The organism is Flavobacterium maritimum, from assembly GCF_040049085.1.
GTDB classification, from domain to species: domain Bacteria; phylum Bacteroidota; class Bacteroidia; order Flavobacteriales; family Flavobacteriaceae; genus Flavobacterium; species Flavobacterium maritimum.
This window is the reverse complement of the sequence record NZ_JBDLZY010000001.1, coordinates 614,547-637,298: the sequence shown is the minus strand read 5'-3', so window position 1 is coordinate 637,298 and position 22,752 is coordinate 614,547. Positions and strand designations below refer to the sequence as shown.

Annotated in this window: 24 protein-coding genes; 21 read left to right on the top strand and 3 right to left on the bottom strand. The window is 34.8% G+C overall.

The features are described 5' to 3' along the window. The first annotated feature begins 105 nt into the window (after positions 1-105). The 18 genes from ABEB23_RS02810 to ABEB23_RS02725 all read left to right on the top strand — a co-directional run bounded on the left by ABEB23_RS02810 (position 106) and on the right by ABEB23_RS02725 (position 17,213). Positions 106-711 (top strand): peptidylprolyl isomerase, encoded by a 606-nt coding sequence (locus ABEB23_RS02810; protein WP_348810856.1) that lies wholly within the window; start codon positions 106-108, stop codon positions 709-711. Between the two features lie 227 nt (positions 712-938). Further along, the gene (locus tag ABEB23_RS02805) at positions 939-1,397 is read left to right on the top strand and encodes an SRPBCC domain-containing protein (RefSeq protein ID WP_348810855.1); all 459 of its coding nucleotides are present in this window, start codon (positions 939-941) and stop codon (positions 1,395-1,397) included. A gap of 177 nt (positions 1,398-1,574) precedes the next feature. After that, positions 1,575-2,021 (top strand): VOC family protein, encoded by a 447-nt coding sequence (locus ABEB23_RS02800; protein WP_348810854.1) that lies wholly within the window; start codon positions 1,575-1,577, stop codon positions 2,019-2,021. Positions 2,022-2,313: 292 nt separating this feature from the next. Beyond that, entirely contained in the window at positions 2,314-3,528 is a 1,215-nt protein-coding gene (locus ABEB23_RS02795) for an alpha/beta hydrolase-fold protein (RefSeq protein WP_348810853.1), read from the top strand. Positions 3,529-3,732: 204 nt separating this feature from the next. Next, positions 3,733-4,116, top strand: a complete 384-nt coding sequence (locus tag ABEB23_RS02790; protein WP_348810852.1) for a DUF2703 domain-containing protein — start codon at positions 3,733-3,735, stop codon at positions 4,114-4,116. 290 nt (positions 4,117-4,406) lie between these two features. Next, the gene (locus tag ABEB23_RS02785) at positions 4,407-4,799 is read left to right on the top strand and encodes a DUF1801 domain-containing protein (protein WP_348810851.1); all 393 of its coding nucleotides are present in this window, start codon (positions 4,407-4,409) and stop codon (positions 4,797-4,799) included. A gap of 1 nt (position 4,800) precedes the next feature. Then, positions 4,801-5,166 (top strand): DUF2200 domain-containing protein, encoded by a 366-nt coding sequence (locus ABEB23_RS02780; protein ID WP_348810850.1) that lies wholly within the window; start codon positions 4,801-4,803, stop codon positions 5,164-5,166. A 112-nt stretch (positions 5,167-5,278) separates the two neighbouring features. Beyond that, entirely contained in the window at positions 5,279-5,716 is a 438-nt protein-coding gene (locus ABEB23_RS02775; RefSeq protein ID WP_348810849.1) for a VOC family protein, read from the top strand. A 61-nt stretch (positions 5,717-5,777) separates the two neighbouring features. Beyond that, on the top strand, positions 5,778-6,281 hold the full coding sequence (locus ABEB23_RS02770) for a GNAT family N-acetyltransferase (RefSeq protein WP_348810848.1): 504 nt from the start codon (positions 5,778-5,780) through the stop codon (positions 6,279-6,281). A gap of 68 nt (positions 6,282-6,349) precedes the next feature. Next, positions 6,350-8,632, top strand: a complete 2,283-nt coding sequence (locus ABEB23_RS02765; RefSeq protein ID WP_348810847.1) for a GH92 family glycosyl hydrolase — start codon at positions 6,350-6,352, stop codon at positions 8,630-8,632. Positions 8,633-8,843: 211 nt separating this feature from the next. Further along, positions 8,844-10,364 (top strand): glycosyltransferase family 39 protein, encoded by a 1,521-nt coding sequence (locus ABEB23_RS02760; protein ID WP_348810846.1) that lies wholly within the window; start codon positions 8,844-8,846, stop codon positions 10,362-10,364. 153 nt (positions 10,365-10,517) lie between these two features. After that, positions 10,518-10,976: an SRPBCC family protein gene (locus tag ABEB23_RS02755; RefSeq protein WP_348810845.1), complete on the top strand. Its 459-nt coding sequence runs from the start codon at positions 10,518-10,520 to the stop codon at positions 10,974-10,976. A 71-nt stretch (positions 10,977-11,047) separates the two neighbouring features. Beyond that, positions 11,048-12,187, top strand: a complete 1,140-nt coding sequence (locus tag ABEB23_RS02750; protein WP_348810844.1) for a DUF3179 domain-containing (seleno)protein — start codon at positions 11,048-11,050, stop codon at positions 12,185-12,187. A gap of 91 nt (positions 12,188-12,278) precedes the next feature. Next, entirely contained in the window at positions 12,279-12,722 is a 444-nt protein-coding gene (locus tag ABEB23_RS02745) for an endo-arabinase (protein ID WP_348810843.1), read from the top strand. Between the two features lie 393 nt (positions 12,723-13,115). Further along, a complete protein-coding gene (gene glgA / locus ABEB23_RS02740) occupies positions 13,116-14,342 on the top strand; it encodes a glycogen synthase (RefSeq protein ID WP_348810842.1) in 1,227 nt (408 codons plus the stop codon). 258 nt (positions 14,343-14,600) lie between these two features. Next, entirely contained in the window at positions 14,601-15,878 is a 1,278-nt protein-coding gene (gene pepT, locus ABEB23_RS02735) for a peptidase T (RefSeq protein WP_348810841.1), read from the top strand. Between the two features lies 1 nt (position 15,879). Beyond that, entirely contained in the window at positions 15,880-16,467 is a 588-nt protein-coding gene (locus ABEB23_RS02730) for a YdeI/OmpD-associated family protein (RefSeq protein ID WP_348810840.1), read from the top strand. A gap of 266 nt (positions 16,468-16,733) precedes the next feature. Beyond that, positions 16,734-17,213 carry a hypothetical protein gene (locus ABEB23_RS02725; RefSeq protein ID WP_348810839.1) on the top strand — a complete coding sequence of 160 codons (480 nt, stop codon included), beginning with the start codon at positions 16,734-16,736 and terminating at the stop codon, positions 17,211-17,213. A 76-nt stretch (positions 17,214-17,289) separates the two neighbouring features. On the opposite strand, the gene yajC is transcribed toward ABEB23_RS02725, so the two are convergent. The 3 genes from yajC to ABEB23_RS02710 form a co-directional block, all read right to left on the bottom strand. After that, complete coding sequence (yajC, locus tag ABEB23_RS02720) at positions 17,290-17,562, bottom strand: preprotein translocase subunit YajC (protein ID WP_348810838.1); 273 nt, start codon at positions 17,560-17,562, stop codon at positions 17,290-17,292. A gap of 28 nt (positions 17,563-17,590) precedes the next feature. Continuing rightward, positions 17,591-18,502 (bottom strand): transcription antitermination factor NusB, encoded by a 912-nt coding sequence (gene nusB / locus ABEB23_RS02715; protein ID WP_348810837.1) that lies wholly within the window; start codon positions 18,500-18,502, stop codon positions 17,591-17,593. Positions 18,503-18,697: 195 nt separating this feature from the next. Continuing rightward, a complete protein-coding gene (locus ABEB23_RS02710) occupies positions 18,698-19,804 on the bottom strand; it encodes a Glu/Leu/Phe/Val family dehydrogenase (RefSeq protein ID WP_348810836.1) in 1,107 nt (368 codons plus the stop codon). 203 nt (positions 19,805-20,007) lie between these two features. Here ABEB23_RS02710 and ABEB23_RS02705 point away from each other — a divergent pair, with 203 nt between their 5' ends. From ABEB23_RS02705 to ABEB23_RS02695, 3 genes are all read left to right on the top strand, one after another. After that, on the top strand, positions 20,008-21,786 hold the full coding sequence (locus ABEB23_RS02705) for an ABC transporter ATP-binding protein (protein WP_348810835.1): 1,779 nt from the start codon (positions 20,008-20,010) through the stop codon (positions 21,784-21,786). A gap of 70 nt (positions 21,787-21,856) precedes the next feature. Next, the gene (locus tag ABEB23_RS02700; protein WP_348810834.1) at positions 21,857-22,240 is read left to right on the top strand and encodes a PUR family DNA/RNA-binding protein; all 384 of its coding nucleotides are present in this window, start codon (positions 21,857-21,859) and stop codon (positions 22,238-22,240) included. A gap of 143 nt (positions 22,241-22,383) precedes the next feature. Further along, a complete protein-coding gene (locus tag ABEB23_RS02695) occupies positions 22,384-22,740 on the top strand; it encodes an iron chaperone (protein WP_348810833.1) in 357 nt (118 codons plus the stop codon). Positions 22,741-22,752 lie beyond the last annotated feature (12 nt).

The window sequence follows — 22,752 nt, the reverse complement described above, 5'->3', positions numbered from 1 at the left end:
GCCTGTTCGCTATCGCTCGGGTGGCAAATCCGAAAATAGGGCTTAATTTAGTTTCAAACCCACTGTAGTACCAGAACGTTATAAGCTACTCTAAAAACTAATCGTATGAAAAACATATTTATAATTATTGTTTGTTTATTATGGTTTGGGACTCATGCCCAAAGTATTAAAGAGCAATTAAAGCAAGTAACGACAATTGAAGATGCTAAAAAGTTTGCACAAGAAAATCAGACTCTTGAAGCTCAGCTCATATCTTCAATCCCAGAAATTGAAAATGATGAATTTGCAACAAAGCTTTCCACAGCCAAAACTGGAGATATTTTTTCAGACATTGATTTTACATATAAAATACTTTCTACAACAAAAATTCAAGCTTTTCGGGTTAGCTATATTTATTTAGATGGCAGTAAACTTTCAACCAAAGAAATCGAAAAATTAAGAACGAAGATTTTAGCGGAATACAAAAATGGGAATACATTTGCAGTTTTAGCTAAAAAATATTCAATGGACAGTAGTAAAGATGGCGATCTTGGATGGTTTTCCGAAGGTATGATGGTTCCAGAGTTTGAAACTGCTATAAAAAATCATAAACAAAATGATGTTTTTAAAGTTGATGTTCCAGATAAAAAATGGTATTATCTTGTATTAAAAACATTTAACGATAAAGAAGTTGAAGAATTAAGTATTTTGAAAATAAAAAGCAGCACATAACAACTACTACAACGGAGTTGGGTAATTGGCTTAATGGAAAGTTGGTTTTGTATTTGGGATGATTTGCTTCGCCTGTTCGCTATCGCTCGGGTGGCAAATCCGAATAATGGACTTAATTTAGTACCAAACCGCTTGTAGCAGGGGAACGTTATAAGCTATGTTAAATGACTGCTCAGTATGACGGAAAATAACAACTTGAAAGATTAATTTAAACAAACATTAATATTATGGAAAAGTTACAATTCAAAGTAAGCATCAATGCACCTGTGACCAAAATTTATGATCTTATGCTTGGCATCAAAAGTAAATCAACTTATGAGCAATGGACTTCTTTGTTTAATCCGACATCGACCTATGAAGGAAGTTGGGACAAGGGAAATAAAATTCTATTTATTGGAGTAGATGAGAAAGGAGAAAAGGGAGGTATGGTTTCCAAGATAGCTGAAAACATTCCCAACCGATTTGTTTCGATTCAACATTATGGTCTTGTTAAAGCTGACCAGGAAATTACAGAAGGACCAGAAGTAGAAAAATGGGCAAACGGATTTGAAAACTATACCTTCGAAGAAAACAATGGAACTACAACCGTTACTGTTGACTTAGACACCGTTGAAGATTTTTTAGATTATATGAACCAGACCTACCCAAAAGCACTCGATAAGTTAAAAGAACTTTGTGAAAAATAACAATTTCAATCCCGATAGCTATCGGGATTAAAAATACAAAGAAATAAACACAGCCTATAACAGCACCTACAAGAAATTGGCGGTTTAGTGGTTAAATTAAGCTTTGTGCTTGATTTTGTAGCCGTAAAACGTTGTATACAACTTAAATAAAACCCGTTTAAACATAAACTGTAGACTATGACAAAACATAATTTACTTCGAATGGACAATGTAGGAATTGTGGTAGAATCTCTTGAAGAAACTATTTCTTTTTTCCTTGAACTCGGCCTAGAGTTAGAAGGAAGAGCAATGATTGAGGGCGAATGGGCTGGTCGAGTAACGGGACTTAGTAATCAATCCGTAGAAATTGCCATGATGGTTACACCAGACGGAAACAGCCGACTAGAGCTATCGCGATTCCTTAATCCGAAAGTAATAGAAGATCATCGCAACGCTCCAGTAAATGCCTTAGGTTATCTACGCGTTATGTTCGCAGTTGCTGACATAGACGATACGCTTTCTAGACTTTACAAACATGGCGCACAACTTGTCGACGAAGTAGTTCATTATCAAAACTCTTATAGACTTTGTTACATTCGTGGACCCGAAGGAATTTTAATCGGAATTGCTGAACCTCTTAAATAAAAATAAGCATCGCATAACAGCTTCCACAAGGATTTGGGCAATTGGCTTAATGGAAAGTTGGCTTTGTATTTGGGATGATTTGCTTCGCCTGTTCGCTATCGTTCGAGTGTCAAAGCTAAAGACAAGGCTTAATTTAGTCTCAAATCCGATGTAATACTGGGACGCCATACATTCCTAAAAATAAGAATAATCCTCTTTTTATACGAGTATTTTGTTATATTTGGTGGCAATACAAGAGCCTTTTTTTCACAGACTGACGTTTTAGGCAATTTTTTAATACCCACAAATATTTATGAAAATTATTCTTTACCTCCTACTAATCCTTCCTGCATGCAGTTTCGGACAGGCTCCCAGTCAAAATGATAATAAGATCTCTATCGGAACCATAGAAACCATTCAATCTTCCATATTAAATGAGAAAAGAGAAATATTGGTTTATGTCCCTACTTCGGGTGGTGTTGGCAGTAAAACCCGTTATCCAGTCATGTACCTTTTAGACGGTTACTCTTTTTTTCATTCGGCAACCGGTATGATGCAATACTTGAGCGCCATTGGGAAAATGCCCGAAATGATTGTTGTAGCTATAGTTAATACCGATAGAGTAAGAGACCTTACTCCTACCCATTCCATATCATGGTCTGACGGAAAAGAAGCCGCCAACTTCTTAAAAAACTCAGGAGGAGGAGAAAAATTCATTTCATTTATTCAGGAAGAGCTGATTCCTTATATTGATTCCACTTATAAAACAGAACCATACCGCATGTTTGTAGGCCATTCGCTAGGCGGATTAACTGTTATCAATACATTGATCAACCACCCTACATTGTTCAATTCTTACGTAGCCATTGATCCCAGTCTGTGGTGGGACAGGCAAGTCCTCTTAACAAAAGCTGAACAAGTTCTGGGACAAAACGACTTTACTGGCAAAAGTCTCTTTTTTGCGGCGGCCAATACCAAGGAAAAAGGAATGAATGTTGAGGCAAATGATCAAACTAACGGCAATGTACCGGCTAGTGACAAACTTCTATTCCATGAAATACTCAAAAAAAGTAAGAACCCTACCCTTACCTGGGACTGGAAATTTTACATGGAAGACAATCATTCTTCAGTCCCGCTTATCGCTGAATATGATGCCTTGCGTTACATCTTTAAAAAATATGAATTAGACAAAGAATTGAGCGACTCTACTATCACGGTGGAGTACATCAAAAACCATTACCGTAACTTATCTACTATGTTACAGTACACCTTACTTCCTGCACAAAGTACTATTAACTTACTGGGGTATAATTTCATGGCAAGTAAACACTATGACAAAGCATACAGTTTTTTCAAGATGAATATTGACAATTACCCAACAAGTGCAAATACCTATGATTCTATGGGAGATTTTTATGTTGAGAAGAATGATAGAAAAAAGGCAATAGAATCATTTGAAAAGGCATTGTCCTTGAAAGAAGTTTCCGAAACCAGAAAGAAACTGGAGAAACTACAAGCTAAACAATAAATACAGCCACTAACAACGGATTTAAGCAATTGGTTTAATGGAAAGTTGGTTTGTATTTGGGATGATTTGCTTCGCCTGTTCGCTATCGCTCGGGTGGCAAATCAGAAAAGAGGGATTAATTTAATCTCAAACCTCGCCAAGCATCATTACCTTAGTACTAAATGGGACAATTCACAGACGATTATAATTTTAAAAATAATGACAATGAAAATACTTAAAATAAAATGGCAAAGACTGCTTCATGGCGGACAAACCTGCCCAAGATGCAAATCTACGGGTGACGAAGTTGAGAAAGCAGTTATTATTTTGAAAGAATCGCTTAAGCCCATGAATATTGAAGTAGTTCTTGAAAAAGAGGCTTTGACAGAGACACAATTTAAAAAGGATACGTTGGAATCAAATAGAATATGGATTAATGATATTCCAATGGAGGAATATATCGGAGGGAAAGTTGGTCAAAGCACTTGTTGTGATGTTTGCGGACCTCATGAATGCAGAACAGTTAATATTGAAAAAGAAGTACTTGAAACCATTCCGTGCGACACCATTGTTAAAGCTGGTCTGCTTGCTGCCTCAAGTATGATTTAAATATAAAATCATTATTACTGACCAACTAAGTCATGCTATTCTGCAGACACACAAGCAAAACATAATCTATATCCCGCGATCAACCACTAGCAGTACCTTGCAGTAATTGGCGTGGACGAGCTAAAAGAAAGTTTTGTATCTTTAAACAACAATTTGTGGTTATAGACAGCTGGCTGTTGCAAATGCCAAATACTGGGGCACAATGCTGGACAAGCAGTCTTCTCCACAGGTTGCAAAATTATCGAGCAGACAATCACCTGACACGAAATTCCAACATTTTGAAAACAGATATGAACACGGAAATTCAAACATATAACAACAATCAAACATCGGCAGACAAAGAAATTTGCGACTTTCTCGCCAATTCAATTGACAGCGAACTGACTGAAGCAGAAAAAAAAATTTGGCACGCTCATCCGGTTTGGTTTTTAGACGGCAACCCCATAGTTGGCTATAGCAAACAGAAAAAAGGAATAAGACTAATGTTTTGGAGCGGAGCGGACTTTGAAGAAGAAAATTTAAATGTAAAGGGAGAGAAATTTAAAGATGCTTCCATTTTCTTCAACAATGTTTCTGAAATTGAAACAAACGACATAAAACGCTGGCTGAAAAAATCAAGAGAAATACAATGGGACTATAAAAACATTGTGAAAAGAAAAGGACATTTAGAAAGACTTAAATAATATGACACCAACACCCGAACACAATGAACGTATGGCAAAAATGACTTTTTCGTCGGTATATCCACACTATATCGCGAAAGTTAAGAGAAAAGGAAGGACAAAAGAAGAATTGCATCAAGTAATCGAGTGGCTGACCAACTTTGACGACAATAAACTGCAAAAACTGATTGACGAGAAAGCTACTTTTGAAACTTTCTTCAAGAACGCAAAATTGAACCCGAACGCTCATCTGATAACAGGAGTAATTTGTGGCTATAGGATTGAAGAAATTGAAAATCCTTTAACCAAACAAGTAAGATATTTGGACAAGTTGGTGGACGAATTGGCGAAAGGCAAAAAGATGGAAAAAATTTTAAGAGTTGGATAAAATCACGAATAACAAACGACACCTCTCCAACCAAAAAGAGTTTAGCGCAACAGTAGTTTAACGGTTCAATTTATTTTTTACTTTTATCGTAACAACTTAAAAAAATAAAATTATGGCACTTATCAATCCTCATATTAACTTCAACGGAAATGCCGAAGAAGCATTCAATTTTTACAAATCAGTATTTGGCGGAGAGTTCACAAAGATTATGCGTTTCAAAGATTTAGCAAGCCCTGAATATACAGTAGCAGAAAATGAAGCAAATAAGATAATGCACATTGCTTTGCCCATTGGCAAAAATATTTTAATGGCTAATGACGTTCCGGAAAGTATGGGTAAAGTAAATGAAAATGAAAACAGATCTAAAATATCTATTAGCGCAGAAAGTCGCGAAGAAGCCGACAAGTTATTCAGCGGACTTTCAGCAGGCGGAAATATTGAAGCACCTATTGGCGACAGTCCTTGGGGTTCCTACTTTGGGATGTTTCGAGACAAATTCGGTATTGAATGGATGGTGGATTTCGATCCAAAATATAACGAAAAAATATGAGCCGATAACAATGAACGTCTAAAAGCGGTTTGGCAAACTTACTCGAAAATTTCTCTAAAAAATGAATCACGAAATAATAACCGATAAACTAAAATTAAAAATTGTTGAAAACTCGGACGCAGAATTAATTCATAAATTAAGAACAAATCCTGAAGTTGGTAAATTCATTAAAAGAGATTTAAATAAATCATTAAATGATATTGAAAACTTTATAGAAGAAATAAATAAAAGTGATTTGTTTTTTTCAATAAGAACGCTTGAAAACAATGAATTTGCAGGAACAATTGCTATTTGGAATATTAATCCCGAAAGAAAATATGCCGAACTAGGATATGAATTATTTCCAAGTTTTCAAAATAAAGGAATAATGACTAATGCAATTAACGGAATTTTGGATTATGCTTTTAACAAACTAGATTTTGAAATTATTGAAGCATATACTGATAAAGAAAATCAAAATTCAAGAAAATTATTAGAAAAAATAGGATTTAATTTGGTCTGCAATAAAATTGACAAAAAAAATCTAAACAACATAATTTACGAAATAAAAAAAGTCTGCAACTAACAAGAGTTTTGCGTCAGGCGGGCTAAAGTGCAAAATTCAAAAGCAATATTTCCTTAATATTTAAACAAATGAAATACTTCCTACTAGTTATTCTTTCTCTGTGTTTTAATCTCATTCATGCACAACAAAATTTAGTCAAATATGTAAAACCCATCATTGGTTCGGAAAAAATGGGTCATACTTATCCTGGCGCAACTGTGCCCTTTGGAGCAGTTCAATTAAGTCCGGAAACCGATACTATTTCATATGAATTAAACGGAAAATACAATGGTGATGTTTACAAATATTGTGCGGGATATAAATACGAAGACAAGACTATTGTAGGCTTTAGCCATACCCATTTAAACGGAACGGGACATTCTGATCTTGGTGATTTTTTGGTGATGCCAACCCAAGGAAAACTGCAATTGAATCCCGGAATTGCCTCCGACACAAAAAGCGGTTATCGTTCTGCGTTCTCCCATTCCAACGAAATCTCTGAAGCCGGTTATTATAAAGTAAAACTCGATGACGACAGTATTATTGCAGAAATGACAGCAACTACCCGAGTTGGAATGCACCAATACACATTTCCAAAATCTGATGAAAGTCACATCATCCTTGACTTAATGGCTGGTATTTATAATTATGATGAAAAGAACGTTTGGACTTATGTGCGAGTGGTTAATGACACACTTATTACGGGCTACCGACAAACAAATGGCTGGGCACGGACCCGAACGGTTTACTTTGCCATGTCATTTTCGAAACCATTTATCAGTTACGGACAAAAAAATTATGACCCCAAACAAGCGTACCGAGGATTTTGGAGGAAATTTGATCAATCTAAAAACTTTCCTGAGATAGCTGGAAAAAGAATACGCATGTATTTTGATTTTAAAACTGATGAGGGCGAAAAAATCAAAATAAAATTGGCACTGTCTTCTGTAAGCCAAGAAAATGCATTGGAAAATATGCAATCCGAAATTAAAGACTGGGATTTTGAAAAAGTAAAAATCAACGCCCAAAAATCTTGGAACACCGAACTGAATAAAATTAAAATAGAAGCTTCTGAAGATACTAAGGTGAATTTCTACACCGCCATGTATCATACATTTATAAACCCAACCGTTTATACAGACGTAAACGGACAATACAAAGGTTTGGATCAGGACACTCATATAGCTAATGGTTTTACCAATTATAGTACGTTCTCCTTATGGGATACCTATCGTGCCCTACATCCTTTTTTTAATATAATTCAGCCCTCGCGCAATAGCGACATGATAAAATCGATGATGGCACATTACAATCAAAGTGCCTTAAAGATGTTGCCAATTTGGTCTCATTACTCCAACGATAATTGGTGTATGAGCGGCTATCACAGTGTTTCGGTAATTGCAGATGCCATACTTAAAGGCACTTATAATGGTGATGCAAACGAAGCTTTAAACGCTTGTGTCACAACAGCAAAACACCGAAACTACGAAGGGATTGACTCTTATATGGATCTCGGTTTTATTCCTGATGAAAAAAGTGGCATTTCAGTTTCAAATACTTTAGAATATGCATATGATGATTGGTGTATTGCACAGTTAGCAAAAAAATTAAACAGACAAGACATTTATGAAGAGTTTCTAAAACGATCTGCAAATTGGCAAAATAATTTTAATTCAGCTACAGGATTCATGCAACCAAAATTGGCTAATGGAACTTTTAAAACCGATTTTAGTGCTTTGTCTACCCATGGTCAAGGATTTATTGAAGGAAACAGTTGGAATTACAGCTTTTTTGTCCCACACAACCCAACCGAACTTATTGCCAAAATGGGTGGTACAGCTGCTTTTGCTTCCCGTTTAGACACTTTGTTCTCCATGCATTTGCCGGATTCATTTTTTGCAGAAACAGAAGACATTACCAGAGAGGGAATTATTGGCGGTTATGTTCACGGAAATGAACCCGCACATCATGTCGCTTACTTTTACAATTGGACAAACCAAGCTTGGAAAACACAATATCAGGTTAGAAAAATTATGCAAATGCAATACAAACCAACACCCGATGGTTTGGGAGGAAATGATGATTGCGGACAAATGAGTGCTTGGTATATCTTTTCATCATTAGGATTTTATCCGGTTGCACCAGGCTCCACTGAATATGCTATTGGGTCCCCTTTAGTAAACAAAGCAGTCTTAACTTTAGAAAACGGTAACACTTTTACAATAGATGTGATTAACCAAAACGACAAGAATGTATATGTTCAAAAAATACTGCTAAACGGCAAGCCTTTACCCCATTTATTTATAAACCATAGTGATATTACAGCTGGCAGTAAATTGACATTCTATATGGGAGCTAAACCTAAAAAGTAACGATACTAATTGCATTCATTTAATAACATTCAATCAAGAATAAGAAAAACACAGTTCTTTAAAAAGTCGGTTTTTATGATATAGAAATCGACTTTTAAATGATAAGCGGAAACTTCTTTTTGTATATTTGACTTAAACGGAAGACTAAGAGAATAAAAATTAGCAGCATTCGAAAGCCCAAAAAAGAGCATCCAATAATCAAACGCAACAAATGACAAAAAAGACTCTATTATTAATTGGTTTTATTGTATTGAAATTTTTGCTGCAATATGTTTTAATAAGTTCTGAGTATGATTTACAAAGAGATGAATACTTGCATCTGGATCAGGCAAAACATTTGGCTTGGGGCTATTTATCCGTTCCTCCTTTTACTTCCTGGATTTCAAGTATTATTTATTTTCTGGGTGGCTCTGTTTTTTGGGTAAAATTTTTTCCTGCGCTGTTCGGTGCATTGACAATTTTTGTGGTATGGAAAGCAATTGAAGAATTAAACGGTGATTTGTTTGCTTTGTTATTGGGAGCAACTTGCGTTCTGTTTTCAGCCCTTTTAAGACTCAATACTTTATTTCAGCCTAATTCTTTTGACGTTTTGAGCTGGACCGCATTTTATTTTATTTTAATCAAATATTTCAAAACCGAAAATTCAAAATGGCTTTTTATTGGTGCAATCGTATTTGCTGTTGGTTTTCTTAATAAATACAATGTCATTTTTCTGCTCTTTGGTCTCTTGCCTGCTATTTTATTATCCGAACATAGAAAAATTTTTGTACAAAAGAAATTTTACATGGCATTCGTTTTAGGGTTGCTACTTATTTTGCCAAACCTTCTATGGCAATACAACAATAATTTTCCGGTTATTTCTCATTTAAATGAATTAGCAAGCACCCAATTGGTAAATGTTGACCGATTAGAATTTTTAAAATCGCAACTGTTTTTTTTCATAGGCTCTTTATTTGTAATTATTTCGGGCCTTTACGCTTTGGTATTTTACAAGCCATTTAAAAAATATACCTTTTTATTTTGGTCCATTATTTTCACACTGATCGTTTTTGTTTACTTCAAGGCAAAAGATTATTATGCTATTGGCCTTTATCCTATTTATATTTCGTTTGGTTCGGTTTTCCTTGCTGATATTTTAAAGGATGGCTGGAAAAAATATTTACGCCCAATACTTATTCTGATTCCTTTTTTATTTTTCATTCCGATGTACGGATTTTTATTTCCTAACAAAAGCCCTGAAACCATTGTAAAAAATGCAAAGCATTATAAAGATCTTGGCTTGCTCCGTTGGGAAGACGGGAAAGACCATTTATTGCCCCAAGACTTTGCTGATATGCTTGGCTGGAAAGAACTGGCGGTAAAAGTAGATTCGATTGCTGCTACGATTCCGAACTTGGATCAAACCTTAATTCTTTGTGACAACTACGGACAGGCAGGGGCAATAAACTACTACACCCAAAACAAAAAAGTGATCGCAACCTCCTTTAATGCAGACTATATCAATTGGTTCAACTTCGACAAAAAAATTACAGATGTTATTTTGGTAAAAGAATCAGATGATGAAGACAAAGAGAGAAAAGAAGAGATTCCACTATTTGACACTGTCTATTTGGCCGGCAAAAGAATCAATCAATTTGCAAGAGAACCCGAAATTTCCATTTACGTTCTGCGAGGGGCAAAAGTTGATATAAAAAAACGGATTATTGACGAAATGGAAAAAAAGAAAAAATGACGAATCACGGTTTTTTCAAGTAAAATTGTAAAGCCTGAGCGAAAATTATTTTTTTCTATTTGGCTAAAATTAAAACCTGAAGTAATCCAAATCCTCATCCCTGCTCAAAGCAACTTATATAACAGTAATTATAACTAAAAAGACAATTGTGAGATGGTAGTAAACAATTCGAATTATTCAGAAGCAAAAATGCTTATCCGAAAACCAAGTTCAGAAGTTTTTGAAGCTTTAATAAATCCAGAAATCACCAAGAATTTTTGGTTTACAAAAAGTAGTGGAAAACTGGAAGCAAACAAAAGCGTTACTTGGGAATGGGAAATGTATCAGGTGTCGGCTGTAATCACTGTGATAGCCATTATCGAAAATGAAAAGATCAAATTTGAGTGGAATAATCCGGCCAGAACAGTTGAATTTACTTTTGACCGTATGGGTGATAATTCAACTTATGTCTCTGTAAAAGAATATGGCTACACGGAAACCGGTGAAAAACTTCTAGCAATAATTAGAGATTCGACGGGAGGATTTACAACAGTTTTGGATGGCATGAAAGCTTTCCTTGAACACGGCATTAATTTAAACTTGATTAAAGATAAATTCCCAACAGGACATTAGGTCTCAGAGAACGAAAACGGTACATTAAACAAATCTGAATATTATTAATCTTTTTAGCCCTTATAATCAAAATGAAGAAAGTATTTTATCTAGGAATTTTAGGTTTCCTCTTATTTGAGATTGCGAATGTTTTTTTCATTATGCCAATGCCCGGCAGCCAGGAAATGAATAGTATTGATATCGCTTATTTTCTATACTCGTGGCGTTGGTATTTTCGTATATTATTTGGCGCAATGATTCTTTTGGGTTTAAAAAGTACTTTTTTAAAATCAAAGTGGTTGTCTGTTGCAGCCATTTTAATTGTTATAGCCGTCTATTATGCTGCAAATTATGAAATGGCTGCAGACACTATGTTCTATCAACCAACTGTGCTACAGCTTACAAACACAACGAAAAACACTGTAAATCCTGATCGATTGGTATTGGCTGTAAAATACAATGGACAAGCCAAAGCCTACCCTATTCAATTTTTGGGCTATCATCATCAGGTACGGGATAGTGTCGGCGGTAAGCCAATTATGGTAACCTATTGCACGGTTTGTCGCACAGGAAGAGTTTTTGAGCCTGTTGTTAATGGTAAGCCCGAGAATTTTAGATTGGTAGGCATGGATCATTTCAATGCGATGTTTGAAGATCAGTCAACCAAGTCTTGGTGGCGACAAGCAACGGGAGAAGCCATCGCAGGTAAACTAAAAGGATATACCTTACCAGAGTTTCCTTCTGTTCAAATCACATTACGCAAATGGATAGCGCTAAATCCGAACACATTGATTATGCAGCCTGACAAAAAATTTCAAGCGGAATATGATAGCTTAAAAACATACGAAAAAGGAAGATTAAAAGGAAAACTTACACGTCGAGACACAGCATCCTGGCAGGCAAAATCATGGATTGTGGGTGTCATCATAGGCAAATCCAGTAAAGCCTACGATTGGAATAAACTACAAAAAGAACGAATTATTTACGATACGGTTGACAATAATCCAATCGCCGTAATAGTATCAAAAGACAATAGCAGTTTTGTGGTTTTGGAAAGACAAAATAATGATCAGGTTTTTACCCTTGTAAATGATACTTTAATCAGTCAAGACAATAGCTATACCTTTATGGGACTATCGCAAAATCCGGCGAAGCCAAGTCTAAAAAAATTAAATGCTTATCAGGAATATTGGCACAGTTGGAAAACGTTTCATCCTTCAACTCAAAGATAAACAGTTACCTACGACGCTTTTATTTAAAAAAAAGTAACATTCGAACTTAAAAAACAGTAATTTCGATTAAAAACAGTCAAACAACATCATTATGAAATGGAAATTATCCTTTTTTCTTATCCTGCTAGTTAACATGGTCAATTTCGCTCAATCAAAAGAGGAAGACGCTATCAAAAAAGTATTAGAAAAAGAATCCGCCACTTGGAGAGCCAAAGACAGCAAAGGTCACACAGAATGCTGGCATGTTCAACCCTATAGCAGAATATTAGTATCTACCACCAAGGGAGAAAGCTTTGATGTTCCTCCAATGGCAATGATTGATACAAAACCCGAAAATATGGGTAATGGCGGTTTTTCCGTAAACACCAATTACAAAATGAGCATCAACGGCAATACTGCCTGGGTGAGTCACGATGAGGAGTCGACCGCTAACGATGGTAAAAAAACATTCTCTTATGAAATTCGAATGCTGGAAAAAATAGCCGGACAATGGAAATTAGTGGGTCAATCCATTCATATTTACAAACAAGAATAAAACTAAAATAACCAACCAATGCATTACATCTAAACCTCGTTTATTACAAAATAGACGGGGTTTTTAGTTGACAGACCTTTTTTCAATTACTATCATTATTTGCGAATAGTCTCAATCATCCGCTCAATTGCAATGTCATTAACTGAATCTTTTATTCCTCAGCTTAATGCATTGCAATCAATCTGACAAAAAATTACATCTTCATTTCGGGAATAAATTTTGGCTGTGAGGTTTTATTTCTTAAATTTATCAAAATCATAGGGCAAACAATTCCTTTTGAACCCATTTGATTACTGATTCCTTTCAATAATGAATAAATAATACCATTCGTTTTGGATTAGAGTGCAGCCCAAGACTTTTTTAATAAAACATAAATAAAAACATATTCCCAAGATGAAAATAGCTCTTTTTTCAAACGAATTCCCACCAAATATTTATGGTGGTGCCGGTGTACACATTGATTTCCTTAGTCAGGAATTAGCCAAATTAGGAGAAGTGGAAGTACGATGTTTTGGTGACCAAAATACGGACGCTTCAAGCATGCATGTACGTGGCATCAATTCCTGCCTGACCAAAATGGAAGACAAAGACAATGCACATATTAAGATGTTTCATAATCTGAGCCGTAATGTCGAAATGTCCCAAGCTACCCCTCAGGCTGATATTATTCACTGTCACACTTGGTACACCCATTTAGCAGGTGTTTTTACTCGAGAATTATTGCAAGTGCCGCTTATTCTTACCACACATAGTTTAGAAACACACCGTCCCTGGAAAGTGGAACAATTAGGAAACGGTTATTTCCTTTCCCGTTGGATCGAAGACAAAGCGTATAAAACAGCTGATGGTGTTATTGCTGTGAGCGAACAAATGAAACAGGATGTTATCGAAGCCTATGATGTTGCGCCCGAGAAAGTGACTGTAATTCATAACGGCATCGATCCTGAATTTTACAAACCAACTTTTGATACTGATTTACTCTTGGAATATGGTATCAATCCAGATATTCCTTTTGTTCTTTTTGTAGGCCGTATCACCCGCCAAAAAGGAATCTCCCAACTTATTGCAGCGGCCAAACATTTCAACAAAAATTGTCAGGTAGTTCTTTGCGCAGGTGCGCCGGATACTCCGGAAATTGCAGCCGAAACAGAAGCTTTAATCGCTGACTTAAAAGCAGAACGCGAAGGCATTATTTTAATTTCTGAAATGTTGCCACGCGAAAAAATAAAAGTATTGTACAGCCATGCCCGCGTGTTTGCCTGTCCCTCTTTATACGAACCTTTTGGCATCATTAATCTGGAAGCCATGTCTTGTGAAACTCCAGTAGTGGGAAGTTTGGTTGGTGGAATTCCGGAAATAATTGTGGAAGGAAGTACAGGCTATTTGGTTCCGCTTCAAAGTATTTCCAGAACCGATTTCAATCCCGCCGATCCAGAGGCTTTCCAAAAGAACTTCGCAGCCAAAATAAACCTTCTTTTAGACGATGAAGCATTGGCCACAAAAATGGGTAAGGAAGGTCGTGTTCGTGTACTGAAACAATTCAGTTGGGAATCCATCGCCCGAATCACTTTTGATTATTATCAGGAAGTTATAGCCCGATTCGAAAAAGAAAAAGCTTAGTTTTACTTCCAAGCAAACATTTAATTGCAAATCCATTTTTTCATGTTCCAAAAACAGATAAAATGGATTTTTTTTATTTTTTCAAAACCTAAATTCTTTTTATAATTTTAAGTAAAACAATATAGTTTAATTAGCATTAATACTGATTTCACTTTATTAAAATCAGAATTTTAGAAAAAGAGGAAAAGAAATAACAGTTATTATTTCTTCAAAAAAAAGCGCTCAAAAAATGTTTATATTTGTCCAAAAATTAGATAAATGCAACATATTATAGATAGATTCATCAGTTATGTAACAATTGATACTGAATCAGATGCGAATTCCGAAACAACTCCAAGTACCGCAAAACAATGGGATCTTGCCAACAAACTGGTAGACGAATTAAAAGCAATTGGAATGCAGGATGTCACTATTGATGACAAAGCCTATATCATGGCTACTTTACCAAGTAATGTGGATCACGAGGTACCCACTATTGGATTTATCTCTCATTTTGACACTTCCCCTGATTTTTCCGGAGCCAATGTAAAACCTCAGATTGTTCCGAACTATGATGGCGGTGATATTGTATTGAATGCCGAAAAAAACATCGTTTTATCTCCAAGTTATTTCAAAGATTTATTGCTTTACAAAGGACAGACTTTGATTACGACAGATGGAAATACTTTATTAGGCGCAGATGACAAAGCCGGAATTACCGAAATTGTTACGGCCATGGAATTCCTAATCAACAGTCCTGAAATCAAACACGGAAAAATCAGAGTCGGCTTTACACCTGATGAAGAAATTGGTCGTGGTGCCCATCATTTTGATGTGGAAAAATTTGGAGCTGATTGGGCCTATACTATGGACGGAAGTCAAGTAGGTGAATTAGAATATGAAAATTTTAATGCGGCTGGAGCCAAAATTACTTTCAAAGGAAAAAGCGTTCACCCAGGTTATGCCAAAGGAAAAATGATCAATTCTATGTTGATTGCCAATGATTTTATCAATGAATTACCAAAAGGAGAGACTCCCCAGGAAACCAGAGGTTATGAAGGATTTTTTCATGTACATCACCTAAACGGAAGTATTGAAGAAACTGTTTTGGAATTGATTATTAGAGATCATAACAAGAAAAAGTTTGAAAAACGCAAAGAACTGATTGAGAAAATCACCAAAAAAATCAATAAGAAATTTGCAAAACAATTTGGTGAAGACATTGCCATAGCAGAAATAAAAGACCAGTATTTCAACATGAAGGAAAAGGTTTTACCTGTAAAATATATTGTGGATATTGCCGAAAATGCGATGAGAGATTTGGGTATTAAACCGCTTATAAAACCAATTCGCGGCGGAACAGATGGTTCTCAATTATCTTACAAAGGATTGCCTTGCCCTAATATATTTGCGGGTGGACATAATTTTCATGGTAAATACGAATATGTTCCTGTAGAAAGTATGCAAAAAGCTGTCAATGTAATTGTAAAAATTGCTCAATTGACATCTATTACCGATTTTAAAGCACCAGTAGAAAACAAGAAAAGAAAAAAATAATTTGGATTCTTCAAAAGACATAAAGCCAAGTTGGAACAAAACTGAAAAATGGTCTGAAGAACTTCATTTACTTCAATCCATTATAGCCCAAACAGAACTCCTGGAAACTTCCAAATGGGGTGGTTCTGTCTATGTTCTCAATGGCAAAAATGTCTTAGGTATTGGTGGATTCAAAAATTATTTTGCCATTTGGTTTTTTAATGGTGTATTCCTCAAAGATGAAAAACAAGTATTGGTCAATGCCAATGAAGGTGTTACCAAATCTTTGCGTCAATGGCGTTTTTCATCAAAAGAAGAAGTCAATGAAAAAGAAGTACTGCACTATATTCTGGAAGCCATCGAAAATGAAAGACAGGGAAAAATAATCAAACCTGAAAAAGGAAAAGTGATTGTTTCAGAACTTTTTCAAAAAGAATTGGATTCAGATTTACTTTTGGCCGAAGCGTTTCATAAGTTCACTCCTTACAAGCAAAAGGAATTTTTAGAATATATTGAAACAGCCAAACGCGAAGAAACCAAACGCTCCAGAATTGAAAAAATAAAACCCATGATTCTTGAAAACATAGGTTTAAATGACAAATACCGATAAAATAAATTATCGTATAAAAACCAAATCCCAAATTTCAATCATTATAATTGAAATTTGGGATTTTTTTTCTAAACCAAACTCCAGCAGTTTAAGCCATTTTAACATGGTTTCCTTTTTATCTTATCCCTAAAAACGTCTGTAAGTAAAAACTTAACATCAAGATATCCTTTTTTTAGTTAAATTTACTAATGTTCTGTTAATCATTAATTAACATTGGAACATGGCTAATTTTTTCAAAATATAAACACAATATAAAAAATGATGTTATGGAAAAAAAACAAGAACAGATTTTAACCCCTACCACAAAAGCCGCTGAAGCCGTTAAAGTACCAGAAGCCGCCAAGCCGGTTAAAACAAGAAAAGCCAGAGTAAGTAAACCAACTGTCGAAACGGTTGAAGCAGTTGAAGTTATTGAACAACCCACCGCGGTTATTACAGAAATAATCACTGAAATGATTATTGAAGAAGTCCAAGAAAATCCTGAAGTTCTAAATGAAGAAGAAAATCAGAAAAATAAGAAAAAAAATAAAGTAAAAATGAAAGAAAAAGATAAAAAAAAGGCATTGAAAGCCATTGCTAAAGAGAAAGCGAAACAAAAAGCAAAAGCTAAAAAGGCAAAGGCCAAAAAAGCTAAAAAAGAAAAAGCTAAAAAGGCTAAAGTCAAAGCAAAAATTAAAGCTAAAAAAGCTAAAGCAAAGGCTAAAAAAGCAAAGAAGAACAAAAAAAACAAGAAGAATAAAAAGTAATCTTATTTTTTAAGACATAAAAAAGTCCCAATCCGAATATCATATCGGTTGGGACTTTTTTATGTATAGCTTAAAACTATTTTTTATTCAATGCTGCACTCATTTCCATAGAAATAGCAGAACGCTCCATTTTAAGTTTTCCTGACATTGTTTCAATAACAACAGTTGTTTCAGCAAGCTCTGAAACTTTACCATGAAGACCACTTTTTGTTATGATTTTATCGCCAACTTTTAATGCGCTTTCAAATTCTTTTTCCGCTTTAGCCTTTTTTTGTTGTGGTCTGATCATGAAGAAATAGATCACTACAAACATTAATAAAAACGGTGCAAATTGAGTTAATTGTTCCATAATTTTAATTCTTTTTTTTTGTTACTTTTTACATTAAACCACGGCCAGCTTTAATCATCTTTTTGCTCGCCTGAAGTTCTTTTACTAAATTATCTAAAATTCCGTTGATAAAAATACTACTTTTTGGAGTAGAATATTCTTTGGCAATCTCTAAATATTCATTTAAAGTTACTTTTACCGGAATGGATGGAAATTTCAAGAATTCACAGATAGCCATTTTAAGGATAATCGTGTCTACTTCAGCAATTCTTTCACTATCCCAGTTAGGTGTTTTGTCATCGTATTCTTTGGCCAATTCGCGCTCGTTCAGAATTGTTTTTCTAAACAAATCCCTAACAAAATCTTTATCTTCATTGTCCTTATATAATTTCGGAACCCTGAAATTATCATCTTCACCTTGTTTAATCGCTTTCAATTGTTTAACAATATGCGTATTAACCAATGGAATATCATCAACCCAAGTCAATTTATCATCTTCCAGATAATCGTATAATTTTTCGTTAGGAACAATTACCTCTGAAAATATATCAACAATAAACTGTTTGTCTTCCTCGAAAGTATTGATAGCATTTCTCATGTAATTCGCATACAATTTACTTTCCTTTACCGCATTAAGAAGTAAGATGATGTAATCATCATTTAAAGTCCAATTGTTGATTTTACGATTTTCTAAAGCAATACTTAACGAATTATTTTCCGCAAGAATTTGGAAAATACTGTTTTTAATAAATTTTTCGTTTGGATTACGCTCTGCTGGAGTAGCGAGATGTTTTTGACTTGATAAATGCAAAAAGACAGTTTCTTTTTTACATATTTCAATTAGGGAAGAAAGCATTATGAGGTATAAATCCTGAATGGCATCGATACTGTAAAAAAGAAATTTTTCTTCTTTTTCCATATTATCAGATCCGTTTTGATGCATCGCATAAATGGACTGCATGACTTTGACGCGTATGTGTCTTCTATTTACCACCTTGTAAGAACTTTTATAAATTAGTCTGCAAAAATAAGAATAACATCGGTGAAAATAAAATTAAAACACCTTTTTTTAAATTAATTGCAATGGTCAGCTCAGTTACCAGCTCCCTTAGATAAGGCATAACCGGTAACTGAACACTAATTCCTGACCATTGAATTAACCTTTCTTATTCTCTATTTTTCTTAAATCAATACGATTTTGCGCAATAGTCAAAGCGGCTTGATGTGTCGTTATTCCATTTGCAACAGCAAAATCAATAATTTCTAAAGTAGTATTGTATATATTTTCTGTTTTACGCATGATTTCAGCTTTGTCATAATGTGCTAATTCAGCATAAACATTGATAATTCCACCAGCATTGATCAAGAAATCCGGAGCATACAATATTCCTCTTTCCTGCAAAATAGCACCGTGAACAGTCTCATTTGCTAATTGGTTATTCGCAGCACCAGCAATTACTTTTGCCTTGATTTTATTTACAGTCGCATCATTTAAAGTTGCTCCCATAGCACAAGGTGCGTAAATATCTACATCAGCAGAATACAAATCATCACCTGTATATATTTCAGCATTGTATTTCTTTCCTACTTCATACAATCTTTCTTCATTGATGTCAGTAATGGTAACTTTTGCGCCTTCTTTTGTCAAATAATCAACCAAAGTTTCTCCAACATGTCCGATTCCTTGTACCAAGACTTTTTTACCATCCAAAACATCAGAACCAAATTGATGTTTAGCAGCCGCTTTCATTCCCATATACACACCGAAAGCAGTCACGGGTGAAGGATTTCCTGCTCCTCCTCTTTCCTCAGAAATTCCGGTAACATAAGGAGTAACATCTCTCACAAGATCCATATCACTGGTTTCCATTCCTACATCTTCGGCAGTAATATATCTTCCGCTTAAAGAATGTACAAATTCACCAAACTTACGCATCAATTCAGGCGTTTTTTGAGTTTTGGCATCGCCAATAATCACTGCTTTACCTCCACCAATATTCAATCCGGTAATCGCCGCTTTGAAAGTCATTCCTCTTGAAAGACGTAAAACATCATTGAGAGCTTCCCATTCATTAGCATAATTAAACATTCGGGTACCTCCCAATGCTGGTCCCATAACCGAATTGTGAATACCAATAATTGCTTTTAAACCTGTATCTTTGTCGTTGCAAAATACGATTTGTTCGTGATCGTCAAATGATAATTGACCAAAAACGGGATCCATTTTTTGAAGTTCCTTTCCTGTTGTGAAAGCTGCATTCATAGTACTATTATTTTTAGTGATAAATTATGAATTTGTCAAAAAGACAAGTCAAAAGTACACAAAAAATAAGAATATCTAAATATTTTTATTTAAAATTACGTATTTGATAATACAAAATAAATAAAAAGGCCTGTTTTGCATTTAATAAAAAACAAAAATACTTCTGTAAACAGGATTATTTAAATACAGAATATCATAAAAACATGAAAGAATTAAGCTATTTAAACAAATACTTTGTCAAATATAAATACAGTTTTTTACTTGGAATTGTTATCACTATAGTCGCACAAATATTTTCTTTGTTTACACCAAAACTGATTAGCGAATCTTTAGGTGCCATTGAAAAATTTGACAAACTTTCTTCAGAAGAAAAGTCATCCCAAATTGTCATAGCTCACTTTAGAGGCGAGCTGATAGATAATATCTTGCTTATAATAGGAACAACCATTGTTGCCGGTTTTCTAACTTTCCTGATGCGTCAAACTCTGATCGTAATGTCGCGTCACATCGAATTCGATTTGAAAAATGAAGTGTTTCGTCAATATGAAAATCTATCCCAAAATTTCTACAAACAAAACAGAACCGGCGACTTGATGAATCGTATTAGTGAGGATGTCTCCAAAGTGAGAATGTATGTGGGACCTGCCGTTATGTACACCATCAATACATTCATCCGTTTTGCCATAGTGATTGCCTATATGTATAATGTCTCACCGCTGCTGACGCTCTACACCATTCTGCCCTTGCCCGTTTTGTCTTATGCTATTTTCAAATTGAGTTCAGAGATCAATGTTCGAAGCACCGTATTTCAACAATACTTATCTAAAGTTTCCAGTTTTACGCAAGAAATATTTTCTGGAATTCGGGTAATAAAAGCCTATTCATTAGAGAATCAACACCAAAATAATATGGTGGATTTAGCCAATGAAAGTAAAAGCAAAAGTTTAAATCTGGCAAAAGTACAGTCCTTATTTGGCCCTTTGATGCTTGCATTGATAGGAATCAGTAACTTGGTAGTGATTTATTTTGGTGGTCTGATGTACATTAACGGAACAATCACAAGCATTGGAACTATAGCAGAATTCATCTTATATGTCAACATGTTAACTTGGCCTGTTGCTTCTTTGGGTTGGGTTTCCTCAATGGTTCAGGAAGCAGAAGCCTCACAAAAACGCTTGAATGAGTTTCTGAAAATTGAACCTGAAATCAAAAACAAAAACCCTGAGCATTCAATTATTGAAGGGACTATCGCTTTCAAAAATGTAAGTTACACATACGAGGATACCAATATAAAAGCCATACAGGACATCTCTTTTACTGTAAAAAAAGGAGAAACACTGGCTATTTTAGGAAAAACCGGTGCCGGAAAATCGACTATTTTATCTTTGATTTCAAGACTTTATGATGTGACTGACGGAGAAATAACCGTTGACGGAAAAGAAATCAGTAGCTTAAATTTATTCGACTTAAGAAACAGTATTGGAATCGTACCACAAGATGCCTTCTTGTTTTCAGACAGCATCAAAAACAACATCAAATTTGGCAAAGAAACAGCTACCAATGAGGAAGTTGAAGCTGCTGCCAAAAGCGCTGTGGTACACGATAATATCATTGGTTTCAACAAACAATACGAAACTATCCTGGGCGAAAGGGGAATCACACTTTCCGGCGGCCAAAAGCAGCGTGTTTCTATAGCCCGAGCCATTATTAAAAATCCGGCCATCTTACTTTTTGATGATTGTTTGTCTGCTGTGGATACAGAGACCGAAGAAGCTATTTTGAACAACTTAAATGAGATCTGTAAAGACAAAACAACCATAATTGTGAGTCACAGAATCTCCTCAGCCAAAAATGCAGACCGAATTATCATTATTGAAGACGGCAAGATTACACAACAAGGCTCTCATAATCAATTGATAAATCAAGAAGGGTACTATGCAGCCCTATATTTGAAACAACTTTCGGAAAAAGAATTGCAATAATTGTTGTTTAATCCATATATTTTTATGATTTTTGATTGCTATTTAAACAAAAAAATTGACAGAAAGGATTATGAGAGAAAATGACATGTTAGAAAAAGAAGAGATATTTTCTAAAGTTTTACGAGCTGGAAGAAGAACCTATTTCTTTGATGTAAGAGCTACCAAAGCTGACGATTATTATATAACAATTACCGAAAGCAAAAAGTTTACTGAAGAAGACGGATCGTTCCATTTTAAAAAACATAAAATCTATTTATACAAAGAAGATTTCGCTGCTTTCGCAGAAATTCTTGGAGAAATGACTTCTTATGTTTTGAACCACAAAGGCGAAGAAGTAATCTCAGAAAGACATCAGAAAGATTTCAAAAAAGAATATGCTTCCGATAAATTTGAAGACAGCGATGTTTTACCTCAAACATCAAGTTTTACTGATATTGATTTTGACGATATATAATTTACCGTTTATACTTAAATAAAAACAGAAAGTCCAAAAGTCTACCGATTTTTGGACTTTTTTTGTACATTTAAAAAATATAAGAGCGTCAGTTTTTTATGATACTTTCAAACAATTCTTATATCAAATTATAAAAAAGTACTATGGCGACTGCTATAAAAGATGTTGACTCCTACCTTTCTACCCTAGCTCCACATTTTAGGGAAGCTTTGGAAAATCTGCGAAAGACAATAAAAGAAGTCGCTCCAGACGCAGAAGAAGTAATCAGTTACCAAATACCTGCCTACAAATTTCATGGTATGCTGGTCGGTTTTGCCGCCTTCAAAAATCATTGCGGTTTTTATCTTTGGAATTCAGAAACGGTAAACCATTTTAAAGATGATTTAAAGGACTTCGATATCTCGAAAGGCACCATTCGTTTTACCCCCGAAAAACCAATCCCTGACAAACTATTAAGGGAACTGATTAAAGTCCGAATACAAGAAAATTTAAATAAATAAATAAATCAACCA